Source organism: Acidovorax sp. GW821-FHT09B03 (genome assembly GCF_059418305.1).
In genome coordinates this window covers 255,145-278,477 of sequence record NZ_JBWKPP010000002.1, presented here as the reverse complement: position 1 = coordinate 278,477, position 23,333 = coordinate 255,145, and the positions used below count along the sequence as shown (strand labels likewise).

At 68.9% G+C, this 23,333-nt stretch carries 15 protein-coding genes; 12 read left to right on the top strand and 3 right to left on the bottom strand.

What is annotated here, in order from left to right:
• Positions 1-352: 352 nt before the first annotated feature.
• The 9 genes from bcsB to AC07PA_RS04565 all read left to right on the top strand — a co-directional run bounded on the left by bcsB (position 353) and on the right by AC07PA_RS04565 (position 16,071).
• Positions 353-2,737 (top strand): cellulose biosynthesis cyclic di-GMP-binding regulatory protein BcsB, encoded by a 2,385-nt coding sequence (gene bcsB, locus AC07PA_RS04605; protein WP_494604472.1) that lies wholly within the window; start codon positions 353-355, stop codon positions 2,735-2,737.
• On the top strand, positions 2,730-3,878 hold the full coding sequence (gene bcsZ / locus AC07PA_RS04600) for a cellulose synthase complex periplasmic endoglucanase BcsZ (RefSeq protein ID WP_494604470.1): 1,149 nt from the start codon (positions 2,730-2,732) through the stop codon (positions 3,876-3,878). Before bcsB ends, bcsZ begins: the two co-directional genes overlap by 8 nt.
• Before the next feature lie 5 nt (positions 3,879-3,883).
• Entirely contained in the window at positions 3,884-7,780 is a 3,897-nt protein-coding gene (locus AC07PA_RS04595) for a cellulose synthase subunit BcsC-related outer membrane protein (protein WP_494604468.1), read from the top strand.
• A 1-nt stretch (position 7,781) separates the two neighbouring features.
• Positions 7,782-9,599, top strand: a complete 1,818-nt coding sequence (bcsE, locus tag AC07PA_RS04590; protein WP_494604466.1) for a cellulose biosynthesis protein BcsE — start codon at positions 7,782-7,784, stop codon at positions 9,597-9,599.
• Positions 9,596-9,769 carry a hypothetical protein gene (locus AC07PA_RS04585; protein ID WP_158279146.1) on the top strand — a complete coding sequence of 58 codons (174 nt, stop codon included), beginning with the start codon at positions 9,596-9,598 and terminating at the stop codon, positions 9,767-9,769. Before bcsE ends, AC07PA_RS04585 begins: the two co-directional genes overlap by 4 nt.
• 25 nt (positions 9,770-9,794) lie before the next feature.
• The gene (gene bcsQ, locus AC07PA_RS04580) at positions 9,795-10,586 is read left to right on the top strand and encodes a cellulose biosynthesis protein BcsQ (protein ID WP_494604463.1); all 792 of its coding nucleotides are present in this window, start codon (positions 9,795-9,797) and stop codon (positions 10,584-10,586) included.
• Complete coding sequence (bcsA, locus tag AC07PA_RS04575; protein WP_494604461.1) at positions 10,583-13,093, top strand: UDP-forming cellulose synthase catalytic subunit; 2,511 nt, start codon at positions 10,583-10,585, stop codon at positions 13,091-13,093. Before bcsQ ends, bcsA begins: the two co-directional genes overlap by 4 nt.
• Positions 13,090-14,661 carry a cellulose biosynthesis protein BcsG gene (gene bcsG, locus AC07PA_RS04570; protein WP_494604459.1) on the top strand — a complete coding sequence of 524 codons (1,572 nt, stop codon included), beginning with the start codon at positions 13,090-13,092 and terminating at the stop codon, positions 14,659-14,661. The genes bcsA and bcsG overlap by 4 nt, the downstream gene beginning before the upstream one ends.
• Positions 14,662-14,838: 177 nt before the next feature.
• On the top strand, positions 14,839-16,071 hold the full coding sequence (locus AC07PA_RS04565) for a multidrug effflux MFS transporter (protein ID WP_007858455.1): 1,233 nt from the start codon (positions 14,839-14,841) through the stop codon (positions 16,069-16,071).
• A 34-nt stretch (positions 16,072-16,105) separates the two neighbouring features.
• On the opposite strand, the gene AC07PA_RS04560 is transcribed toward AC07PA_RS04565, so the two are convergent.
• From AC07PA_RS04560 to orn, 3 genes are all read right to left on the bottom strand, one after another.
• The gene (locus AC07PA_RS04560; RefSeq protein ID WP_186457911.1) at positions 16,106-17,575 is read right to left on the bottom strand and encodes a GGDEF domain-containing protein; all 1,470 of its coding nucleotides are present in this window, start codon (positions 17,573-17,575) and stop codon (positions 16,106-16,108) included.
• A gap of 152 nt (positions 17,576-17,727) precedes the next feature.
• Positions 17,728-19,656, bottom strand: coding sequence for a DEAD/DEAH box helicase (locus AC07PA_RS04555; RefSeq protein WP_145696782.1), 1,929 nt, complete (start codon positions 19,654-19,656; stop codon positions 17,728-17,730).
• A 331-nt stretch (positions 19,657-19,987) separates the two neighbouring features.
• A complete protein-coding gene (orn, locus tag AC07PA_RS04550) occupies positions 19,988-20,575 on the bottom strand; it encodes an oligoribonuclease (protein ID WP_007858462.1) in 588 nt (195 codons plus the stop codon).
• 37 nt (positions 20,576-20,612) lie between these two features.
• Between orn and AC07PA_RS04545 the strand changes: the two genes are divergently transcribed.
• From AC07PA_RS04545 to rsgA, 3 genes are read left to right on the top strand one after another with little or no spacing between them, the layout of a single operon-like run.
• Complete coding sequence (locus AC07PA_RS04545; protein ID WP_145696781.1) at positions 20,613-21,923, top strand: M48 family metallopeptidase; 1,311 nt, start codon at positions 20,613-20,615, stop codon at positions 21,921-21,923.
• Complete coding sequence (locus tag AC07PA_RS04540; protein ID WP_145696780.1) at positions 21,920-22,279, top strand: 4a-hydroxytetrahydrobiopterin dehydratase; 360 nt, start codon at positions 21,920-21,922, stop codon at positions 22,277-22,279. Before AC07PA_RS04545 ends, AC07PA_RS04540 begins: the two co-directional genes overlap by 4 nt.
• Positions 22,280-22,291: 12 nt before the next feature.
• Positions 22,292-23,236 (top strand): ribosome small subunit-dependent GTPase A, encoded by a 945-nt coding sequence (rsgA, locus tag AC07PA_RS04535; protein ID WP_494604455.1) that lies wholly within the window; start codon positions 22,292-22,294, stop codon positions 23,234-23,236.
• Positions 23,237-23,333 lie beyond the last annotated feature (97 nt).

Here is a 23,333-nt window from a genome sequence, read left to right as displayed (position 1 = left end):
CCTGCACCCTCCCCATTTGCCTGCCACCGGCCATCTACCGCACCCCCTGGTGCACGCGCAATCTGCACGCCTTGCGCGTGACCGCGCCACCGTCCCGAGCCCCCTTCTGTTCCCGACAAAAGCCAGCGTGAATTCCGCGCGACAGGATTTTTCCGCGGAAATTGCATCCAGCAGGCATCTTCCAGCGTATCCCTGCGCAAGGCCCTCAATGCCACCGCGTTTAATTGCAAACTAGTGTCTTTCGGTATTCCATAGCCAAAATGCATCGATACACTTTGTCATACCAATGACATCGTCGGCAGGCACGTCGCGGGCGTCTTCATCACCATCACGCCAGAACCCTTCAAGCATTGTGAATTCTCGACACACCACCCGAACAGTTCCCCTGCTGGCTGCGCTGATGGCCCTGGGCCTGGTCTCTGCGCCCCTTCCCACGGCCAACGCCCAGACGGCGCCTGCCAAGGAATCGACCGCCAAGGAGCGGGCCAAGGCACGCGCGGCCCGCGCCCCAGCGGCGTCGGCTGCCGCGCCCGACAGCGCTGCGCCGGCCACCACCGCCCCCGCAGCCGCAGCGCCCGCCTTGCCCCTGCGCCAGTGGAAGACCAGCCTCAAGGACCTGGGCTTGGCGCGCCCCATCGCCCTGCGCGGCGTGGAGAGCGAAGCCAGCGTCGGCGTGGGTGTGCGGCGTGACGAAGTGGTGGAGGCCGCGCGGCTGCGCCTGACCTTCACGCTGTCGCCGGCGCTGATCCCGACCCTGTCGCACCTCAAGCTCATTCTCAACGACGAGACGCTGCAGACCATCGTGCTCGACAGGGAGCGCCTGGGCACGCCGCAGACGGTCGAACTCAACATCGACCCGCGCTACTTCACCGACTACAACCGCTTTCGTTTCCAGTTCATCGGCCACTACACGATGGAGTGCGAGGCGCCCAACCATTCGAGCCTGTGGGCCACCATCAGCAACGAGAGCCAGCTGGACCTGTCGCTGCGCCAGATCCCGCTGCGCGATGACCTGGCGCTGCTGCCCGCACCGTTCTTCGACCCGCGCGACAACCGGCCGGTGAACCTGCCCTTCGTGTACGGCAGCAAGCCCAGCACGGGCACGCTCAAGGCCTCGGGCTCGATCGCCAGCTGGATCGGCATGCTCGCCGGCTACCGCGGCAACCAGTTCCCGGCGTTCGAGAACCAGCTGCCGCGCCAGCACGCCGTGGTGCTGGCCACCAACGACAACCGCCCCGCCTTCCTGCAGGCGATGGCACCGGTCACCGAGCCTACGCTGTCGGTCGTACCCCACCCCGACGTTCCGGGCGCCAAGCTGCTGCTGGTGCTGGGCAAGGACGATGCGCAGGTGCAGATGGCTGCCGATGCGCTGGCCCTGGGCAAGGCCGTGCTGTCGGGCCAGACCATCGCCGTCAAGTCGCTCGACTACCCCGAACTGGCCAAGCCCTACGATGCCCCGCGCTGGATCACCACCAAGCGCCCGGTGCGCCTGGCCGAACTGGTGCAGAGCGCGGCCGACCTGCAGCTGCGCGGCTCGGTGCTCAACGACACGGTGAACGTCTACACGCGCATGGCGCCCGACCTGTTCACCTGGAACGCCAAGGGCGTGCCGCTGGACCTGACCTACCGCTACACGCCCAACAGCGTGTCGGACCACGGCGCGCTGAACATCTCGATCAACAACCAGTTCATCCAGTCCTACCCGCTGCAGTCGCGCGAAGACCGCACCAGTGGCAAGAGCACGGTGATGCTGCCGCTGTTCGACGACGGCAATGCGCAGACGCGCTCGGACCTGAAGATCCCGGCCTTCATGATCGGCGGCGACAACCAGCTGCAGTTCGCCTTCCAGATCCCGCCCAACGACCTGGGCCGCTGCCGCTCTGCGCCGCCCACGGAGCTGTACGCGGCCATCGACCCACAGTCGACCATCGACCTCACGGCCTTCCGCCACTACCTGGCCATGCCCAACCTGGCGGCCTATGCCAACAGCGGCTTCCCCTTCACGCGGGTGCCCGACCTGGCGCAGACCTCGATCATCCTGCCCAACCAGCCGACCACCTCGGACGTGGAGGTCTTCCTCACGGCCGTGGGCCGCATGAGCGCCTCCACCGGCTACCCCGGCACGCGCTTCAAGCTGCTGCGGGCGTCCGAAGCCGACAAGGCCGCCGACACCGACATCCTCGTGATCTCCCAGGCCGACAGCGACGGTCTGCTGCAGAAATGGCAGAGCCACCTGCCGGCCCTGCTGGCTGCCGGGGCACGCTCGGTACAGCCGCTGGAGCGCGCCATGGGCTCCTTCATCGACCTGTTCAACCTCGAATCCAACCAGCGCCTGTCGGCCTCGGGTGGCCAGGCCATCCTGCAGGGCAATGGCCCGCTGGCCGCCGTCACGGGCTTCGAATCCCCGCTCTCGGCCGGGCGCAGCGTGGTGGCCCTCACGGCCACCGACAAGGAGGCCATGGCCCTCTTGAGCCTGGGCCTCAACGATGCGGGCAAGATCAAGAGCCTGCGCGGCGACCTGGGCCTGATGCGCGGCGATGCCATCGAGAGCTTCCGCATCAAGCCCGTGTACTACGTGGGTGACCTGCCCTGGTGGCAGCGCCTGTGGTTCCACATGCACAGCCACCCGCTGCTGCTGGCCCTGGTGGGCATCGGCACCGGCCTGCTGCTGACCTTCATCGTCTATGCCGCGCTGCGCAGCATGGCCCGGCGCCGACTGGCGGCACGCAATGACTGATTCCCTTCGACGCCGCACTGCGCTGCAGGCCACGGCCGGTGCAGCCCTGCTGTCCTGCCTGCCGGCCGCAAGGGCCCAGCAGGCCGCCGGCCGCGCCACCTGGCCCGCCTGGGACGCGTTCAAGGCCCAGTTCATCAACGAAGGCGGCCGTGTGGTCTCCGATGACGATGGGGGCGGCCAGACCTATTCCGAGGGCCAGGGCTATGCGCTGTTCTTCGCGCTGGTGGCCAACGACCGCCCGATGTTCGACAAGCTGCTGCGCTGGACCGAGAACAACCTGTGCGCCGGCGACATGACGGCGCGCCTGCCCGCCTGGCTCTGGGGCAAGCGCCCCGATGGCACCTGGGGCGTGATCGACGCCAACGCCGCCTCCGACGCTGACCTGTGGATCGCCTACGCGCTGGGCGAAGCCGGCCGGCTGTGGAACGAGCGCAGCTACCGCGCCCTGTCATCCCTGCTGGCGGCACGCGTGCTGCGCGAAGAGACCGCCGACATCCCGGGCCTGGGCCCCACGCTGCTGCCCGCGCCCAAGGGCTTCGTGCAGGCCAATGGCCGCTGGCGCCTGAACCCGAGCTACATGCCCATGCACCTGATGCACTGGCTGGCCGCCGGCGACCTGGACCCGCAGTGGAAGCCGCTGGTGGACAGCTCGCTCAAGGTCATCCGCGGTTCGTCGCCCAAGGGCTTCACGCCCGACTGGACGGTGTACGACGTCAAGCAGGGTTTCCTCGTCGATACCGAGGGCAAGGAAAAGGGCCAGGGCACCTACAACGCCATCCGCGTCTACCTGTGGGCCGGCATGATGCACGCCGACGCGCCGGGCCGCAGGGCGCTGCTCGACACCCTGGCGCCCATGGCCCGCTACGTGCGCGAGCAGGGCTATCCGCCCGAATCCATCGACATCCTGACCGGGCAGGCCTCGGGCCCGGCGCCCTCGGGCTTTTCGGCCGCGATGCTGCCCTTCCTGCACGCCGCGGGCGACGACAAGGCCCTGCAATCGCAGCGCATGCGCCTGGAGGCGCGTCCGCTGCGGCCCACGGCCTACTACGAGCAGGTGCTGGCCCTCTTCGGCCAGGGTGCGTTCGACGGGCAATACCGTTTCACGGCGGCGGGCCAGCTCATCGCGCGGTGGAAACCGTGACCCCCATGCCCCGCCGGACCCGCCAGTGGCTGCCCTCGCTCACCTTGCTGGCCGCCGCCTGCCTTCCCGCCAGCCACGGCGTGCTGGCCAGCGCACCGCCCGCGATCGAAGCCGAGCTGCTCAGCGGTGCCCGCCTGTGGGCGTCCAAGAACCGCCCCGACATGGCGCGCCAGCTGGTGGACAAGCTGCTGGCCATGGACCCCTACTCCCCCCAGGGCCTGGGCACCCTCGGTGACCTGGCCCTGCGCGAGAAGAAGACCGACGAGGCCAAGCGCATCCTGGAGACGCTGCGCACCCGCCACCCCCAGAACAAGGTGACCCAGGAACTCGAGACCCTGGTGCGCGTGTACGGCCCCGACCGCGAAAAGCTCTCGCAGATGCGCCTGATGGCGCGCGCCGGCCGCAAGGCCGAGGCCGCCGACCTGGCGCGCGAGCTGTTCCCACAGGGCCCGCCCGAGCTCGGCGGCCTGGCCCTCGAATACCACCAGATCCTGGGCTCGGGCGCCAAGGGCGGCGGCGAGTCCGCGCGCCAGCTGGGCAAGCTCTACCAGGAGACGGGCGAGTCGCGCTACCGCCTGGCGCAGCTCGAGATGCGCATGTACGGTGGCGAGAACCCCACCGCCGTGGTGCAGGAGATCGAGGCCCTGGCCAAGCAGCCGGACGTGAATGCCCAGCAGCTGCAGGACCTGTGGCGCCGCGCCGTGGACCGGCTGCCCAATACCGCCGGCAACATGCCGCGCGTGCGCGCATTCCTGCAGCGCTACCCCGCCGACCAGGCCATGGTGGACCGCCTGGCCGCGATGCAGCAGGCCGTGGAACGCGCGGAGCGCGCCGCCCGCGACCCGGCCAACATCGCGCGCAATGCCGCGCGCCTGGCCCTTGACCAGGGCAACACCGAGCGCGCCGAAGAGCAGCTGCAGACCGTGCTCGCGCTGCGCCCCGGCGATGGCGAGAGCCTGGGCAACCTGGGCATGATCCGCCTGCGCCAGGGCCAGCATGGAGAGGCCCAGGACCTGTTCGGCCAGGCCTTCGCGCTCACCCGCCAGGGCAAGTGGAAGGACCTGCAGGCCACGGCCCGGTTCTGGGGCTACCTGCGCCAGGCCGACGTGGCGCTGGAAAAGAACGAACTGGCCACGGCCGCCGACCTGGCGGGCCGGGCCCTGGCCATGCAGCCGAACAATGCCGAGGCGCTGACCACCCTGGCCAGCATCCGCGACCTGCAGGGCGAGCGCACCCAGGCCGAGGCCCTGTACCAGAGCGCGATCAAGGCCGAGGCCAACAGCAGCTCGGCCTTGAAGGGCCTGGCCGGGCTGTACGCGCGCTCGGGCCGCTCGGGCGAAGCCCTGGCGCTGCTCGAGAAGGCCTCCGCCAGCGACACGGCGCTGGGTGAAAAACTGCTGGGCACGCAGGCCGACATCCTCGGTGCCCAGGCCGACGAGCACCTGCAGGCCCAGCGCCTGAGCGCCGCCATGCGCACGCTGGAGTCGGCCGTGCTGCTCACGCCCGACGACGCCTGGCTGCGCCACCGCCTGGCACGGCTGTACCTGCGCCTGAACCTGCCGCGCGAGGCCCTGAGCGTGATGGACGACGGCATCGCCCGGACCACGGTGGTGGGCGCCGACCGCAGCGCCATGCACTATGCACGCGCCCTGGTGCGCTCGGCGGTGGACAACGACCAGGGCGCCCTTGCCGACCTGGCGCAGATCCCCGCGGCCGAGCAGACCGATTCCATGCAGGCCCTGGCGCAGCGCTCCACGGTCAAGTCGCTGGTGGCCCAGGGCGGCGCCAGCCGCAGCCCCGCAGAGGCCCAGGCCCTGCTCGACAAGGCCGAGCAGGCGGCGGGCAACGATGCCGAGCTGCTGTATTCCGTGGCCAACACCTGGTTTCGCCGTGCGCAGCCGGCCCGCGGCGTGGCCGTGTTCGACCGACTGGCCGCGCGCAGCGCTGCGCTGCCGATGGACGTGCAGCTCGACCACGCCCTGCTGCTCAACCGCGCGCAGGACGACGTGGGCCTGGCCGCCCGGCTGCCGGCCCTGCTGCAGTCGCCCGGCTGGAGCGCCGAGCAGGAGGCGCGGCTCATCGCCCTGTACACCGCGCACCGCGAGCGGCTCATCGAACAGCAGCGCCAGGCCGGCCGCCTCGGCGAGGCCCTGCGCCTGGCGCGCCAGCCCCTGCAACTGCCCGACACGCCCGCCACCGCCCCGCAGCGCACGCAGACGCAGGCGCGCCTGCTCATGGCCGCCGGCGAGTACGCCGATGCCGCCCAACTGCTGGCCCCGCTGGCCAAGGCCCAGCCCGACAGCGTGGAGATCCGCATGAACCTGGCGGATGCGCTGTCACGCCTGGGCGATGCACGCGGCGCCACCGGGCACGCCCAGTGGCTGCAGGACCACCTGCCGGCCACCGACGCCGCCCAGCAGCTGGCGCTGCTGCGCATCTGGCAGCGCGCCGGCCGCATGGACGAGGCGCGTGCGCTGTCCGCACGGCTGCTGCAGGACTTTCCGCAGGACAGCGACGTGCTGCTGCACGCCGCGCGCCTGGAGCGCGCCAACCGCAACTATGCCCAGGCCCTGGTGTTCTTCCGCAGCGCGCTCACGCTGGAGACACGTGGCGCCGCCGCACCGGCGGCAGGGACGGCCCCGGGCGAGCCCACCGAAGCCGAGGCACCGCTGAAGCTGCAGCAGAGCTACGCGCTCTCGCTGCCCGTGGACGCCGCCGTGGTGGCCAAGATCCAGGGCGAGATCGATGCCATCGAAGCGCGCCGCCAGGTGTGGATCGAGGCGGCCCACACGGGCCTGCGCAAGAGCTCCACCGATGGCATCTCCAGCCTGCGCGGCTGGGAGCGGCCCATGGTGGCCTGGATGCCGCGCGGCTACGACGGCCACTACTTCCTGCACGTGGACCGGGTCAAGCTCGACGCCGGCGAGCTGCCGGCCGACGGTTCGGACTTCACGGACTTCGGCCAGATCGCGGCGCTGCCGCCCAATTCGCCCCTGGCCTACCGGCGCCAGCGCGGCACGGGCACCAACCTGGGCTTCGGTTTCGTGGGCGATGACTTCCAATGGGACATCGGCACCACGGGCGTGGGTTTTCCCGTGACCAACCTGGTGGGGGGCCTCGCCAGGACCGGTGAGCTGGGCCGCTACCGCTACAAGCTCGAAGGGTTCCGCCGTCCGATCACGGGCAGCCTGCTCTCCTATGCCGGCGCGCGCGATCCCATCACCGGCCAGGTCTGGGGCGGTGTGGTGGCCACAGGCGCCTCCGGGCGGCTGTCGACCGACTTCGGCCCCTACAGCAGCTCGGTGAGCCTGAACCTGGCGGCCCTCACGGGCAAGAGCGTGGAGACCAACACCCGTGCCCAGCTGCGCGTGGCCGTGGACCGCGACGTCTGGAAGGGCGACACCAGCGTGGTCAACCTGGGCGTGACCTTCTCGGCCTGGCACTACGGCAAGGACCTGTCGGAGTACAGCTTCGGCCATGGCGGCTACTACAGCCCGCGCAGCTATGCGTCCGTCGCGCTGCCCCTGGAGTGGAGTGGCCGCAAGGGTGCGCTCACCTGGCTGGCGCGGGGTGCCATCTCGGTCTCGCGCAGCAGCAGCGGCGACACCGACTACTTCCCGCAGAACGCGCTGCTGCAATCGCTGGCGCGCGCGCGCCTGGCCGAAAGCGGCAGCGTGCCGGTGTACACGGGCAGCTCGGGCTCGGGCTTCGGCCGTTCGTTCCGGGGCGCACTGGAGTACCAGGTCACCAGGAACCTCTCCCTGGGCGCGCAGCTGGAGCTGGACCGCTCGGCCTACTACGCACCCACCAACCTCATGGTCTACGGCCGCTACCACTTCGACCCGGTGCTCGTGCCGCTGGAGAACCGCCCGCGCCCGGTGCAGCCCTATTCGAGTTTCTGACATGTCCTCCGCTTCCTCTTCCCCGCGCAAGAGCGCGCCACCCGCAGGGCTGGTGCGCTCCGCGCTGCGCTGGCTGCGCCCTGCATCCCGCAAGGATGCAGCCGCCGGTGCCACGCCGACGCGCATCGGCATCGAAGGCCTGCCCGATGGCGTGGGCCTGGTGCCGCCCCATGTGCCGGTGTCCCTGGTGGCGGCCGACGACAGCAGCGCCGCGCTGTGGTTTCCGGCCCTGATCGAGGATGCCGTCGTGGCCGGCCCGGTGGCCCTGGTCGCCTCGAGCGCGGCGTGGACCGACGGGCTGCTGCAACGCCCCGCACTGCAGGCGGCCTACCACGCCGGGCGCCTGCAGCTGTGGCTGCTCGCGCCCGGCCTGCAGGCCGAGGTGCGGTGCCATGGCCTTGCCCCCCTGGTCGAAGAACTCGAGCGCACCGGCCTGCAGCCCGGGCACGCGCTGTACGTCTGCGACGCCCAGGGCCTGCTCAGCGGCCTGAGCGTGACCGAGCTTGCGCGGGTGAGCCGCCAGCTCAGCGCCCTGTGCCGCGAGCGCCTGCGCCCGGTGGTGCTGGGCTTCTTCCCGCCGCTGGAGCCCGAGGTGCTGCTGCCCGCGCTGCGCAACCTGTGCCAGATGTCCATGCACATCGCCACGCTGCGCGCCGAGGCCGACCGCTGGAGCCTGGGCCTGGAGCGCTGGAACACGGATGCCGGCGCCCTGTTCCAGACCGCCTTCGGCCTGCTGCACGATGGCGCGAGGGACCGCCTGGCCGCCGACGGCACGCGCACCCGGGGTGCCGTGCGCGAACTGGTCGAGGCGGTGGACCAGTCGGAGGTGATCGCCACGCGCGCCTCGGTCGATGGCCAGCGCGGCGTTCCGGGCCACTGGCGCATCGTGGACAGCCTGGCCGACCTGGAGGTCGCCGCCGCCGCGAGCGTGGCCGCCACGGTGCTGATCGACGCGGGCCAGGCATCGGACTTCGAGGCGCGTGCGCGCCTGGTGCACCAGTTGCGCCTGTCGCGCCCCCTCACGCTCAAGATCGTGGTGCGTGAGAACCTGGGCAAGCTGCGCACACACAGCGAGCAGGCCCTGCTGCAGCTGGGCGCCAGCGCCGTGGTCTACAAGGAGGTGGGCTTCTCCCGGCTGCTGCAGCTGCTGCAGGACATCAACGCCCAGAGCCACACCCGCAAGGTGCACCCCGACTATGAACAGGCGCTGGACAGCTTCATGCCTGCGCGCGAGCGCGGCTACCAGCCACCGGCACAGTTCTGTACCCTGGTGCGCGGCATGCTGGACCGCACCCACGGCATCGGCCTGTCGCACAGCCTGGTGCGGCTGAACGTGCTGGCGCAGATCCCGCACCTCGATGCGCTGCGCGCCTGCCACACCGCGCGCGACGGCGACCTGCTCACGGCCGACCATGAAAGCGTCTACGTCTTCCTGTTCGCCTGCCGCGAGCCCGACGTCGAGCTGGCACTGCACCGCCTGTTCACGCTGCCGCTGACCCAGCTGTTCTCCAGCGAGGCCACGGACAGCTCGGACACCGGCATCCGCGCCATGCTGGCCCCTTTGCACGAATCGGTGCGCAAGGGCCTGCCCGACTACAGCGCCACCCTCGCGGGCAGCCCCCGGCCCGCCACTGCACCGGCCCCGGCGCAGACGGCACCGGCGGTCACGCCGGCGCTGCCGGCCGCCCCCGGCCTGGCGCCCGAGGCTGCCGGCACCGAATCCCGCCCGCTGCTGCCCCTGGCCGATGGCCCTGGCGTGCAGCACCGGCCCATTGCGCGGCGTGCCGTGCCGCGCCCCTCACCGAGGTCGATGGCATGAAGATCCTGATCGAGTTGCTGCTCTACACCGTGCTGGGCGCGCTGCTGGCTTGGCCGTGCTGGCTGGTGCTGCGCCGCCTGCGGCACGCGCACCGGCCGCTGCGCTGCGTGCAGCCCTACCGCCCCGCGCTGCCGCCGCCTGGCGCGGCGAGCCCGCCGTCCGCGGAATGACCGAACGAATGAAGAGAGATCCTGCATGCGCGTGATTGCCGTCGTATCGCCGCTCGGTGGAACGGGGCGGACCACCCTGACCGCCCACCTGGCCACGCTCCTGGCGCGCCAGGGCCAGCCCTGCCTGGCGGTGGAGCTGTGTGCCCAGAACCTTCTTGCCAGGCACCTGGGCATGCACGAGCCCAGCGCCCTGGGCTGGGCCCCCCTGGCAGCGGCAGGCCAGTGGTGGGCCGATGCCGGTTTCGACAACACGGACGGCGTCAGCGTGCTGCCCTTCGGCAAGGTGGCGCCGGAGGCGGTCGACACCCTGCACCGGCAGCTGCAGGTGCAGCCCCGCTGGCTGCTGGACCAGCTGGAGCTGCTCGACGTGCCCGACGCCTGCACCGTGGTGCTGGACACGCCGGCCTGGCCATCCCCCCTGGCACGGGCAGCACTGCGCTGCGCCGATGTTGTGCTGGTGACGCTGGAAGCCTCGGCCCGTGCCTGCGCCGACCCGGGCATGGTGCAGGCCCTGCTGCACGAGGCGACAACAGCCGCACCGGCAGACCAGGGCGTGCTGGTGACGCGCTTCGACCCGCGCCGGATCTCGCACCGCGAAGCGCTGCAGACGCTGCGCCAGCAATGGGGCGAGCGGCTGATCCCTTACACGCTGCACGAAGACGAGAACATCCCGCGCGCGCTTGCGCGCTCGATGAGCGTGGGCAGCTTCGCGCCCCAGGCGCAGTCGGCCCACGACCTGCAAGGCGTGTGCAACTGGCTCACCGGCCAACGCCAGATGCCCCCCTCGATGCTTGCGGCGGGAGCAAGCCGGCCATGACGGGTCAGCCCGAGACCGGCATGGCCCCGCGCGCCTACAGCGCCGCGGCGCGCGGCGCCCGCGCATGGCTGCACCTGGCGTGGCAGTGGCTGGCGCGCCAGCTCGAAGTGGCGCCCGGCGCCCCCTGGTGGATGTGGCTGTGGCGCTGCGTCGTGCTGCCCGCCACGCCGGACCGCGCCCTTCTGCCCTGGCTGCTGCAGCCGCTGCGCTGGCTGTTCGCCGGCCTGGGCTTTGCACTGCGCTGGGGCTGGAAAGGCCTGTCGCTGGCGCTCTTCGCCGTGTTCTGGCCGATCCGGCTGTTCCTGCGCGCCATGGACCGCCTGGCCACCCACGTGAATGTGGACAAGGGCATGCGCCTGGCCGACCGGCTGCTGTCGCCCGCCATGGAGATACCGGGCCTGCGCTGGGTGGTGCTGGCCATCGGCATGGTGGCCGGTCTGGTGGTGATGACCACGCCCTTCAACTGGTTCGGGCAGACCCTGTTCATGCTGCTGTGCTGGAGCCTGTCGCTGGTGCTGCGGCGCCTGCCGGGGCGCTACCCGTCGCTGGCGCTTGCGGCGATCAGCCTGCTGGCCATGGGCCGCTATGCCTGGTGGCGCGTGACCTCGTCCATCGAGTTCGACACGGCCATCGAAGCCTTCCTGGGTTACGGCCTGCTGGCAGCCGAGGCCTACACCTGGCTGGTGGTGGTGCTGGGCTTCATCCAGACCGCCTGGCCGCTGCAGCGCCGCCCGGCCGCACTGCAGGGCGTGCCGGCATCGTGGCCCACGGTGGACGTGTACATCCCCACCTACAACGAGCCGCTGAGCGTGGTGCGCACCACGGTGCTGGCCGCCATGGCGCTGGACTGGCCCGAGGACAAGGTCAAGGTCTTCATCCTGGACGACGGCCGGCGCGAGGAATTCCGCGCCTTTGCCGAGTCCATGGGCGTCGGCTACATCGTGCGCCCCGACAACAACCACGCCAAGGCCGGCAACCTGAACCACGCGCTGGGCAAGACCGATGGCGACCTGGTCGCCATCTTCGACTGCGACCACATTCCCACGCGCTCCTTCCTGACCACGGCCGTGGGCTGGTTCCAGCGCGACCCGAAGTGCGCCATGCTGCAGACGCCGCACCACTTCTTCTCGCCCGACCCGTTCGAGCGCAACCTGGGCACCTTCCGCCGCGTGCCCAACGAGGGCGCGCTGTTCTACGGCCTGATCCAGGACGGCAACGACTTCTGGAACGCCACCTTCTTCTGCGGCTCCTGCGCCGTGATCCGCCGCGGCCCGCTGATGGAAGTCGGGGGCATCGCCGTGGAAACGGTGACCGAGGATGCGCACACCGCCCTCAAGTTGCACCGCCGCGGCTACACCACGGCCTACATCAACGAGACCCAGGCCGCCGGCCTGGCCACCGAGAGCCTCTCGGCCCACGTGGGCCAGCGCATCCGCTGGGCGCGCGGCATGGCGCAGATCTTCCGCGTGGACAACCCCTTCCTGGGCAAGGGACTCACGCTGTGGCAGCGCATCTGCTATGCCAACGCCATGGTGCACTTCTTCTTCGGTCTGCCACGGCTGGTGTTCCTTACCGCGCCCATGGCCTTTCTGTTCTTCGAGTGGCACATCATCAACGCGGGCGCCATCATGATCGCGCTGTACGTGCTGCCCTACATCCTGCAGTCGAACATCGCCAACGCCCACGTGCAGGGCGAGCACCGGCACACCTTCTGGGCCGAGGTCTACGAGACGGTGCTGGCCTGGTACGTGGCCCTGCCCACCACGGTGGCCCTGATCAACCCGCGCCTGGGCAAGTTCAACGTCACCGCCAAGGGCGGCCTGGTGGAGCAGCCGTACTTCGACTGGGTGATCTCGCGCCCCTACACGGTGCTGGTGTTGCTGAACTTCGCGGCCTTCGGCTTCGGACTGGGGCGCCTGTTCTTCTGGAACACGGACGAGACCGCCACCGTGCTCATGAACCTGCTGTGGACCACCTACAGCATCCTGATGCTGGGAGCCGCGCTGGGCGTGGCCTCCGAGGCGCGCCAGGTGCGCCGCATGCACCGCGTGGCCACGCAGCTGCAGGCCACGCTGTACCAGGACGACGGCAGCGTGCTGCAGGCGGTGTGCATCGACTTCTCGATGACGGGCCTGGGCCTGCAGATGCCGGCCGGCACACCGCTGACCGTGGGCGACCGGGTCCAGGTAGGCCTGTGGCGCGGCAACACCGAGTGCACCTTCCCCGCCACCATCATGCTGCACCGGGGCCAGGGCGCCACGGGCCTGCAATTCGACCCCATGACCCGCGAACAACAGATCGACCTGGTGCAATGCACCTTCGCGCGCCCGGACACCTGGCGCGAGTGGAACGACAGCCACGACACCGACCGCCCCCTGCACGGCCTGCAGGAAATCGCCCAGCTGGGCGTGCTGGGCTACCGCAAGTTCTGGGAGTCGCTGCTCGAAGCCGCCCGGGCCCGCTGGCCGCTGGGCCGCCAGCGCGGGCAGCAAGGGCTGCGCGCATGAGCTACTGGAACCTGTATTTCCTGGCCAAGGTCGGCCTGTATTTCACGGGCTACATCGGCTTCAGCTGGTGGCTGAACCTGCTGCTGTGGCTGGCCCTGCTGCCGCCCATCGGGCACCGGCTGGCGCGGCGCACGCGCGCCGTGCTGGCCTGGCCCGCGGCGATTGCCCTGCTCTACTACGACTCCTACCTGCCCACGCTGGAGCGGGTGCTCTCCCAGCTCAAGGCCCTGGCCGGCTTCAGCGCCGACTACTGGCTGGAGCTGGCCGGGCGCCTGGTGAGCCCCGCAGCCCTGGTGATGGCCATCGCCGGCCTGTTCCTGTACGGCGCGCTGGCACGCCGCGTGCGCTTTGCCACCTTCGCCCTGGTCGGCATCCTGAGCGTGCCGCTGGTGGCTGCGATCCAGGAGCGCAAGGCCGAGGAGAACGCCGCCGGCACCCTGGCCAGCCAGGGCGACGGCACGCAGGCGGCCGATGCCTCGGACCCCGATACCCTGCTGCAGAAGTTCTACGCCAGCGAGGGCCAAAAGCGCCTGCAGTTCACCCCAGCCGCGGGCGGCACGCCGCCCTTCGACCTCATCCTGCTGCACGTGTGCTCGCTGTCCTGGGACGACATGGAATTCGTGGGCCAGCGCAACCACCCGCTGCTCCAGCGTTTCGACATGCTGTTCACCAACTTCAACAGCGCGGCCAGCTACAGCGGCCCGGCGTCACTGCGGGTGCTGCACGGCTCCTGCGGCCAGACGCCGCACAAGAAGCTCTACGAAGGCATCGATCCGCAGTGCTATGTGTTCCCCAACCTGGAAAAGCTGGGCTACCAGACGGCGGGCCTGCTGAACCACGATGGCGTGTACGAGGAGTTCGCCCACACGCTGGAGCAGCGCGGGGGCCTGGCCGGCAAGCTGCAGCGCAACCAGGACGCGCCGGTGCACATGCAGAACTTCGATGGCTCGCCGATCTACAACGACCATGCCCTGCTGTCGCAGTGGTGGAAGAAGCGCAGCGCCCAGGCCGGCGGCGCGCCCGTGGCGCTGTACTACAACACCATCTCTCTGCACGATGGCAACCGCGTGCCGGGCATGAGCTCGCGCAGCAGCCTCGACACCTACAAGCCGCGCCTCGTGCAGCTGATGGCCGATTTCGACAAGTTCATCTCGGAGCTGGAGAGCGCCGGTCGCCCGGTGGTGGTGATGCTGGTGCCCGAGCATGGCGCCTCGCTGCGCGGTGACAAGATCCAGATCTCTGGCATGCGCGAGATTCCGGGCCCGCGCATCACGCTGGTGCCGGCCGCCGTGAAGCTGGTGGGCATGAAGAAGCCCCCCGAGGCACCGCCCGCCGCGCCGCTGGTGGTGAACCAGCCCATGAGTTACCTGGGCCTGTTCACGCTGCTGGGCGACCTGCTGGCCGACAACCCCTACGCGGCAACGGCCCGCCCCCTGGCAGAGCGCCTGCAGGCGCCCGAGACCACGCCCTTCGTCTCGGAGAACGCCGACGTGATCGTGATGCGCAACGCGTCCGGCAAGTACATGATGAAGTCGGGCAACGGAGAGTGGATCCCCTACACCTATTGAAGCCCCGGGGCGCTGCGCGCCCTGGCGACCCGGCCAGATGGCCCCAAGATGGTGCAGACATTGCGCTGGCGCAGTGCCGGAGCCAGCCGCTTCCCGCATAATCGGTCGAGAAGCCCGCCACGCGTCGGGCCTCTTTCTCGCCCACCCGCGGCACCCCCTCACGAATCCCGCCCCCGCATGAACCCACAAGCCCACCTGCTCTGGAAAGCGCCCCGCTGGGCTTTGGCGGTGCTGCTGGCGGTGCTGGGGATGCTGGGGCCGTTCTCCATCGACACCTATATCCCGGCCTTCTCGGGCATTGCCGCGGCACTGGGCGCCACGCCGGTGGAGATGCAGCAGACGCTGTCGGCCTACCTGTTCGGCTTCGCCTTCATGAGCCTGTTCCACGGTGCGCTGGCCGACAGCTTCGGCCGCAGGCCGGTGATCCTCTGGGGCATCGCGGTGTTCACGCTGGCCTCGGCCGGCTGCGCGCTGTCGCAGACCATCGGGCAACTGGTGCTCTTCCGCGCGCTGCAGGGCCTGTCCACGGGCGCCGGCATCGTGGTCTCGCGCGCGGTGATCCGCGACATGTTCCCGCCCGCCGAGGCGCAAAAGGTGATGAGCCAGGTCACCATCTACTTCGGCGTGGCCCCGGCGATCGCGCCCATCGTCGGCGGCTGGCTGTTCGTGCACACCGGTTGGCACAGCATCTTCTGGTTCCTGACCCTGGTGGGCGTGGCGCTGTGGACCGCCAACTACCGCTTGCTGCCCGAGACGCTGCACGTGGACCAGCGCCAGCCTTTCAACGTGCGCCACCTGGTGCGCGGCTATGTGCAGCTGGGCTCGAGCGCGCGCTTCGTGCTGCTGGCGCTGGCCAGCGGCGTGCCCTTCAACGGCATGTTCCTGTACGTGCTGTCGGCACCGGCGTTCCTCGGGGACCACCTCTCGCTGGCACCCACGCAGTTCTTCTGGTTCTTCATCCTGACCATCTCGGGCATCATGGGCGGCGCCTGGCTCAGCGGCCGCCTTGCCGGCCGCATACCGCCCAAGCGGCAGATCCGCCACGGCTTTCTGATCATGTTCACGGTGGCGCTGCTCAACCTGGCGGCCAATCTGCTGTTCCCGCCCCATGCCTGGTGGGCGCTGCTGCCGATCGCCGTTTTCTCGTTCGGCTGGGCGCTGATGGTGCCGGTGGTGACGCTGCTGGTGCTGGACCTGCACCCCGAACGCCGGGGCATGGCCTCGTCGATGCAGGCCTTCGTGGGCTCCACGGCCAACGGGCTGGTGGCCGGCGTGATCGCACCGCTGGTGATGCATTCGACCGTTCTACTGGCCCTGTCCTCGCTGCTGATGCTGTGCATCGGCCTGGTGTCGTGGATCTACCTGCACCACCGCTGGCCCGACATCGGCCGCGCTCCCGTCAATTTCTGACCGGCCAGCGCTGCGGCAGCAGGCAACTGCGGCATCACGGGCCTGACTGCCGGCGGTCCTTGTCCTTTTGCTGGTAGTAGCGGTTCTTTTCCGCGTACATGGCCTGGTCGGCGCGGTTGATGGTGGCCTCCACCGCATCGCCGGACTGGCAGCTGGCAATGCCCATGGCCAGGCTCAGGTGCTGGCCGGGGTAGAACTGGTTGTTCAGGTCCAGCATGGAGATGATGCGCTCCTGCAGCGCCAGGGCCCCGCGTTCGTCGGTGCCAGGCAGCAGCACGGTGAACTCGTCGCCGCCGATGCGTGCGGCACAGGCCGGCGCGTCCACGGCCTTGGCCAGCACCTCGCCCACGCGGCGCAGCATGGAGTCGCCGGCCGCATGGCCCTGCTCGTCGTTGACGACCTTCAGGCCGTTGAGGTCGATGGCGATCACCGACAGTGGCCAGGGGCCCTTGCGCGTGAGCCGGTTGAGCTCTTCGGCATAGAAGGCACGGTTGCGCAGCTGGGTCAGCACATCGTGCTTGCCCAGGTATTCGAGGTAGGCCTCGGCCTTCTTGCGCGCGGTGATGTCCACCAGCGACAGCAGCACCAGGCCCCAGTCGTGCCGGTGGCTGTCGAGCACCGAGAACTGCATGTGGATGTTCACCGCGTCGCCCGACAGCGAGTAGTTCACCACCTCGCGCTGCTGGAAGGTCTTGCCGTCCCACAGGTCCTGCAATTGCTCGCCGAAGGATTCGTGCATCTCGCCGCGGAACACGCGGCCGATGTTGTTGAGCAGCATGTCCTTGCTGGAGGCGCCGAACATGCGCAGCGTCTGCTGGTTCACGTCGATGACGCGGATCTCCTGCATGCAGCGGCCCACAAAGTCGGGGTGCACCTTGAGGAAAGTCTTGAAATCGCCGATGCCCTGGGCGCGCACGCCATCGAGCAGGTTCTTGACCGCGCTGAAATCCTCGACCCACAGCGACACGGGCGAGTGCTCGAACAGGTCGCGTGCGTACTGCTCGCTGCGCTGGATGCGGCGTGCGTCGTTGAACTGCACGGTGTTGTCTTCCAGCGAGACCAGCACCCGGCTCCAGTCGTGTTCGTGGCCCGGCAGGATGCGCGCGCGCACCTGCACGTCCAGGCGCCGGCCATCGAGCGCGTAGTTCACGGTCTGGTTGGAGAACTCGAGCTGCCCATCCCACAGCTGTGCCAGCTCGTGCGATGCCGTGTCGTGGCGGTCGTCGCGAAAGACCTTGTCGAGGTTGGCGACAAGGTGCTCCAGGCTGTCGGCAGAGAACAGCTCCAGGGTGCGGCGGTTGACCTGCAGCACGCGTAGCGAGGCGCTGCACTGGCGCAGGCGGGCCCGGTCCTGGGCCAGGTGGGCACGGACATCGGTCACCCCTTCCGCGCGCCAGCCATCGAACAGCTGTTTGAGCTCGCTGAAGTCCTCAAGCCACAACGACACAGGGGTCAGCTCGAACATGTGCTCGTAATCGGCCCCCGAGGATAGAGATGACACCACGACAAATTCCTCCGTGGGCAATTATTGACGACACGGCTGCAGAAAACAGGCCCGGCGTGGCAGCCGACGCAAAAAAGGGCTGGCACCTTGCGGTGCCAGCCCTTTGGTGAAGCCCGCAGGGGGCGGGTTTCATTCAGCAGGAGGATCTGCGATCAGCGTGCGGGACGGGCGGGACGCTTGCGTGCGTCGTGGGCCACAAAGGGCTTGCCGCCGCCGGCACCGGCTGGCTTGGAGAATGCGGGCTTGCGCGGAGCGAAGTCGCCACGCGGTGCGCCGGCATCGGCACGGGGGGCAAAACGGCCCTGGCCGGCATCGCCGAAGCCTGGCTTGCGGCCATAGCCTTCGGCATCGCGGCGCGGAGCGCCACCGCCGAAGCCACGGTCTTCACGGGGAGCGCCATAGCCGCCACCGCCGTTGCCACCCTGGTAGCCACCGTCACGGCCGCCGCCTGGGAAGCCGCCGCGGTTGCTGTTGTTGTCGCTGCCACGGCCGGCGAAACCGCCACCAAAGCCGCCACCGAAACCACCACGGTCGTTGCCGCCGCGTGCGGGGCCATTGAAGCGGCCGCGCGATGGGTTTTCACGGTTGTCGTACGAGCGGCCCTGGCCACCACGGCCACCGCCGAAGTCGCCACCGCGTGGTGCCTGGGGCGCACGCTGGGTGGGCTCCATGCCGGGCACGACTTCCGACTTGAACTGCTGGCGGCTGTAGGCTTCGATGTCGTAGATCTTGCGGCGGTCGCGGAACTCGGCGAACGTCACGGCCAGGCCATCGCGGCCGGCACGGCCGGTGCGGCCGATGCGGTGGGTGTAGTCCTCGGCCTTCATGGGCAGGCCGAAGTTGAACACGTGGGTGATCGTGGGCACGTCGATGCCGCGAGCGGCCACGTCGGTCGCCACCAGGATCTGCACCTGGCCGGCGCGCAGCGCCATCAGGCGGCGGTTGCGCAGGCCCTGGCTCAGGGCGCCGTGCAGTGCCACGGCCGAGAAGCCTTCCTGTTGCAGGTCATTGGCCAGGCCGTCGCACTCCACCTGGGTGCTGGCGAAAACGATGGCCTGGTTGATCGTGGTGTCGCGCAGCCAGTGGTCCAGCAGCTTGCGCTTGTGCTGGGCGTTGTCGGCCCAGTAGAGCACCTGCTTGATGTTGGCGTGCTTCTCTTGTGGAGAATCGATGGTCACCTTCTGCACCGACGAACCGCCGTCGTGCATCACACGCATGGCCAGTTGCTGGATGCGGGGCGCGAAGGTGGCGCTGAACATCATGGTCTGCTTGCGCTGGGCGGTCAGTTGGTTCAGTTCGGCCAGGTCGTCCGAGAAGCCCAGGTCGAGCATGCGGTCGGCTTCGTCGACGACCAGGAACTGCACCTTGTCGAGCTTGATCTGCATCGAGCGCTGCAGGTCCAGCAGGCGGCCAGGGGTGGCGACCACCAGGTCGGCGTTCTGCAGCTTGGCGATCTGCAGTTGGTAAGGCATGCCGCCCACCACGTTGGCGACGCGCAGGCCGCGGCAGTGCTTGACCAGGTCGATGGCGTCGTGCGCCACCTGCTGGGCCAGTTCACGCGTGGGGCACAGGATCAGGGCGCCGGGGGTGGCGGCCTTGAAGTTGCGCGAGCTGGTGGGGTCCTTGCGCTTGGCGCGCTTGGGAGCGGGTTCGCCACGTTCGGCGGCTTCGGCCACGGCGCGCTCGAAAGCAGCACGTTCTTCGGCTTCGGCAGCGGCTTGCTGGTTGATCAGCGTGTGCAGCACGGGCAGCAGGAAGGCCGCGGTCTTGCCCGAGCCGGTCTGGCTGGAGACCATCAGGTCAATGAAATGCTTGGCATCGGCGCCAGCACCCATGGCCAGGGGAATGGCCTTGAGCTGAACGCTGGTGGGCTGGGTGTAACCCAGGTCGGCCACGGCCTGGACGAGTTCGGGGGCCAGGCCCAGTTCCACGAAGCCATTGGGCTCGGCGGTCACGGCGGCGTCGGCTTCAGCGGCAACGGCCACTGCGGCATCCAGGGGGGAGGACTGCACGGAAATGTCGGCAGCAAAGGAAGTATCGGCAGGCGCGAATTCGCCCTGCACCAAAGAGGTGTCGGTCATGAATTTTTCTCTCACGAAGACGGTCGCGGGCGCAGCCCACGATTGGCTTCGTCAAATGGTTAAAAAACATCAACCATCAAACGAAACCTGCGCTGGCTCTACTGGCCAAAGCGGGTGGGCGTTATTCGCCAGTCCTGCACTGTCGAAGGACAGTCGGCTGGCAAGCCCGGTGTGTGAGGGGAGATGCACAATCTGCGAGGGGATTCCTGCGCAGCCAGCGATTATGACACGGACAAGGGTTTCCCCGCAATACCCTTCAACTTCGCAACCCCTGTGGCGCGACCTGCCACCTGGCGCCCCCTTCAGGGCGCGCCGGGCGGCTGCAGGTGGCTTACTTCGCCCCCACCGACAGCAAGTGCTCGCGGTAGTGGGCCAGTTCGTCGATGGACTCGTGCACGTCGGCCAGGGCAGTGTGCTTTTGCGCCTTCTTGAAGCTGGTGTAGGCCTCGGGCTTCCAGCGCTTGGCCAGTTCCTTGAGCGTGCTGACATCGACATTGCGGTAGTGGAAGAACTTCTCCAGCTTGGGCATGTAGCGCACCAGGAATCGCCGGTCCTGGCCGATGCTGTTGCCGCACATGGGCGCCGTGCCCTTGGGCACGTACTGGGCCAGGAAGGCGATGATCTGCTGCTCGGCCTCCTCCTCGGTCACGGTGGAGGCCTTGACCTTGTCGATCAGCCCGCTGCGGCCATGGGTACCCTTGTTCCAGGCGTCCATGCCGTTGAGCAGTGCGTCCGACTGGTGGATCGCGAACACCGGGCCCTCGACGCGGGGCTCCAGGGTCGGGCCGGTCACGACGACGGCAATTTCCAGCAGGCGGTCGGTGTCGGGCTCCAGGCCGGTCATTTCGCAGTCGAGCCAGACCAGGTTCTGGTCCGATTTGGCGAGCTTCTGGGGGGTAGGGTTGTTGACTTCTGACATGGCCGGCATTGTCTCCTATGACCTAAACTCCCTGCACATGGCTCCCTCAGAAGACTTTTCCCCCTCGATGCTGCTCACCCTGGCCTTTGCCGCAGCCCTGATCGTCGGCCTGGCGCTCCGGTTCTGGCTGGCCAGCCGGCAGGTCCGCCACGTGGCGCGCCACCGCGCCAGCGTGCCGGCGGCCTTCGCCGAGCGCATCCCCCTGGCCGCGCACCAGAAGGCGGCCGACTACACCGTCACCAAGGCACGCCTGGGGATGCTGGAGATGGCGCTCGGTGCCGCGGTGCTGATGGGCTGGACCCTGCTGGGCGGCCTGGATGCGCTGAACCAGGCGTTGGTGGCCGCGATGGGCGGCGGCATGTGGCAGCAACTGGCCCTGCTGGTGGCGTTTGCGGCCATCAGCGGCCTCATCGACCTGCCGCTCTCGCTCTACCAGACCTTCGTGGTGGAGGAGCGTTTTGGCTTCAACAAGATGACGCTGCGCCTGTGGCTGGCCGATGCGCTCAAGGGCCTGCTCGTGGGCGCCCTCATCGGGCTGCCGATCGCGGCGCTGATCCTGTGGCTGATGGGCGCGGCCGGCCCCCTGTGGTGGCTCTGGGCGTGGGGCTTCTGGATGGGTTTCAACCTGCTGCTGATGGTGATCTACCCGACCTTCATCGCGCCGCTGTTCAACAAGTTCCAGCCACTCGAGGACGAGTCGCTCAAGGAGCGCGTGACAGCACTCATGCAGCGCTGCGGCTTCTCAGCCAAAGGCCTGTTCGTGATGGATGGCAGCCGCCGCAGCGCACACGCCAACGCCTACTTCACGGGCTTTGGCGCGGCCAAGCGCGTGGTGTTCTACGACACGCTGCTGCGCCAGTTGGCGCCCGGCGAAGTGGAGGCCGTGCTGGCCCATGAGCTGGGTCACTTCAAGCACCGCCACATCGTCCAGCGCATCGTGGCCATGTTCGCCATGAGCCTCGTGGGCTTCGCGCTGCTGGGCTGGCTGTCCAACCAGGTATGGTTCTACACCGGCCTGGGCGTGCGCCCCAACATCTCGTTCGATCCGGCCCTGGCTGCCGCGCCCAACGATGCGCTGGCATTGTTGCTGTTCATGCTGGCGGTGCCGGTATTCACCTTCTTCATCTCGCCGCTCTTCGCGCGGCAGTCGCGCCGCCATGAATTCCAGGCCGATGCCTATGCCGTCGCCCAGGCCAGTGGCGCCGACCTCTCCTCGGCCCTGCTCAAGCTGTACGAGGACAATGCCTCCACGCTGACACCCGACCCGGTGTACGTGAAGTTCTACTATTCGCACCCGCCTGCCACCGAGCGGCTGGCGCGCATGCACACCCCGGCACCCGCCCCATGACTTCGCCCTCCTCCTCTTCTTCGTCCATGCTCCCCAAAAAAGACTGGTCGGCCATCACACGCCGCGCACTGACCGCCACCGAGGTGGTCACCCAATTGGCCAAGGTCGAGGGCTGGAGCCTGGCCGGCGACGGTGCCGACGTGGCCATCGAGAAGACCTACCGCTTCGCCAACTACTACGAGACCATCTCGTTCGTGAACGCCGTGGCCTTCGTGGCGAATGCGCAGGACCATCACCCCGACCTGTCGGTGCACTACAACCGCTGCGTGGTGCGGCTGAACACGCACGACGTCAAGGGCATCTCCAGCACCGACTTCGAGTGCGCCGCCCGCTTCGACGCACTGGTCGCCCTGTGAGGCAACAACACCATGGCTGAGCGCAGCGCCCTCATGGAAGGCACGGTGGTCGCCAGCCACGGGCGCCATTGCATGGTCGAGACCCCCGATGGCGAGCGCCGCATCTGCCACCCCCGGGGCAAGAAGAGCCAGGCCGTGGTGGGCGATCACGTGCTCTGGCAGGCCCCCCCGCCCGGCCAGGGCGAGGAAGGCACCATCGAGAAGGTCCAGGAGCGGCGCAACCTGTTTTACCGCCAGGACGAGATCCGCACCAAGTCCTTCGCCGCCAACCTGGACCAGGTGCTGATCCTGATCGCAGCCGAGCCCGTTTTTTCCGAGAGCCAGCTCTCGCGCGCCCTGATCGCCGCCGAGGCCGCGCAGATCACCCCCATCATCGCCCTCAACAAGAGCGACCTGGTGGAGCCCTTCGCACGCGCCTGGGAGCGCCTGCTGCCCTACCGACACATGGGCGCGGGCAAGCACTACGGCGTGCTGCCGCTGTCGCTGCGCCTGTCGAGCGACGTGGACCGGGCCCTGCTCATGGAGCACCTCACGGGCAAGACCACGCTGGTGCTGGGTCCCTCGGGCTCGGGCAAGAGCACACTGATCAACCTGCTGGTGCCCGGCGCCACGGTGCTCACCGGCGAGATCTCGCAGGCCCTGAACTCCGGCAAGCACACCACCACCAGCACGCACTGGTACTGGATGGACAAGGAGCGCACCACGGCACTGATCGACTCGCCGGGCTTCCAGGAGTTCGGCCTGCACCACATCGCGCCCATGCAGCTGGCGGCCTACATGCCGGACATTGCAGCGCATGCCACGGACTGCAAGTTCTACAACTGCACGCACCTGCACGAGCCGGGCTGTGGTGTGATCGACGCGGTCAAGCGTGGCCCCGAGGACGATGGGATCAGCGAGAACCGGTACCGGATCTATGGGGATCTGTTTGCTGAGTTGAGCCATACGCGGTATTGAATACCGGGAAGATTCTGTAGCGATGGCTGCTTCTGTCGCTTGTTGAGGGCGGAGGCCGGGATGTGCGCCCGGCGGCGCACCTACTTGTCTTTTGCTT

What these genes read in the sequence shown, in the direction of transcription:
- bcsZ (WP_494604470.1), top strand. Translation starts at nt 2,730, where the DNA reads ATGACTGATTCCCTTCGACGCCGCACTGCGCTGCAGGCCACGGCCGGT.
- AC07PA_RS04565 (WP_007858455.1), top strand. Translation starts at nt 14,839, where the DNA reads ATGAACCCACAAGCCCACCTGCTCTGGAAAGCGCCCCGCTGGGCTTTG.
- bcsA (WP_494604461.1), top strand. Translation starts at nt 10,583, where the DNA reads ATGACGGGTCAGCCCGAGACCGGCATGGCCCCGCGCGCCTACAGCGCC.
- AC07PA_RS04545 (WP_145696781.1), top strand. Translation starts at nt 20,613, where the DNA reads ATGGCTCCCTCAGAAGACTTTTCCCCCTCGATGCTGCTCACCCTGGCC.
- AC07PA_RS04540 (WP_145696780.1), top strand. Translation starts at nt 21,920, where the DNA reads ATGACTTCGCCCTCCTCCTCTTCTTCGTCCATGCTCCCCAAAAAAGAC.
- rsgA (WP_494604455.1), top strand. Translation starts at nt 22,292, where the DNA reads ATGGCTGAGCGCAGCGCCCTCATGGAAGGCACGGTGGTCGCCAGCCAC.
- bcsQ (WP_494604463.1), top strand. Translation starts at nt 9,795, where the DNA reads ATGCGCGTGATTGCCGTCGTATCGCCGCTCGGTGGAACGGGGCGGACC.
- bcsG (WP_494604459.1), top strand. Translation starts at nt 13,090, where the DNA reads ATGAGCTACTGGAACCTGTATTTCCTGGCCAAGGTCGGCCTGTATTTC.
- AC07PA_RS04555 (WP_145696782.1), bottom strand. Translation starts at nt 19,656, where the DNA reads ATGACCGACACCTCTTTGGTGCAGGGCGAATTCGCGCCTGCCGATACT.
- AC07PA_RS04585 (WP_158279146.1), top strand. Translation starts at nt 9,596, where the DNA reads ATGAAGATCCTGATCGAGTTGCTGCTCTACACCGTGCTGGGCGCGCTG.
- AC07PA_RS04595 (WP_494604468.1), top strand. Translation starts at nt 3,884, where the DNA reads ATGCCCCGCCGGACCCGCCAGTGGCTGCCCTCGCTCACCTTGCTGGCC.
- bcsE (WP_494604466.1), top strand. Translation starts at nt 7,782, where the DNA reads ATGTCCTCCGCTTCCTCTTCCCCGCGCAAGAGCGCGCCACCCGCAGGG.
- orn (WP_007858462.1), bottom strand. Translation starts at nt 20,575, where the DNA reads ATGTCAGAAGTCAACAACCCTACCCCCCAGAAGCTCGCCAAATCGGAC.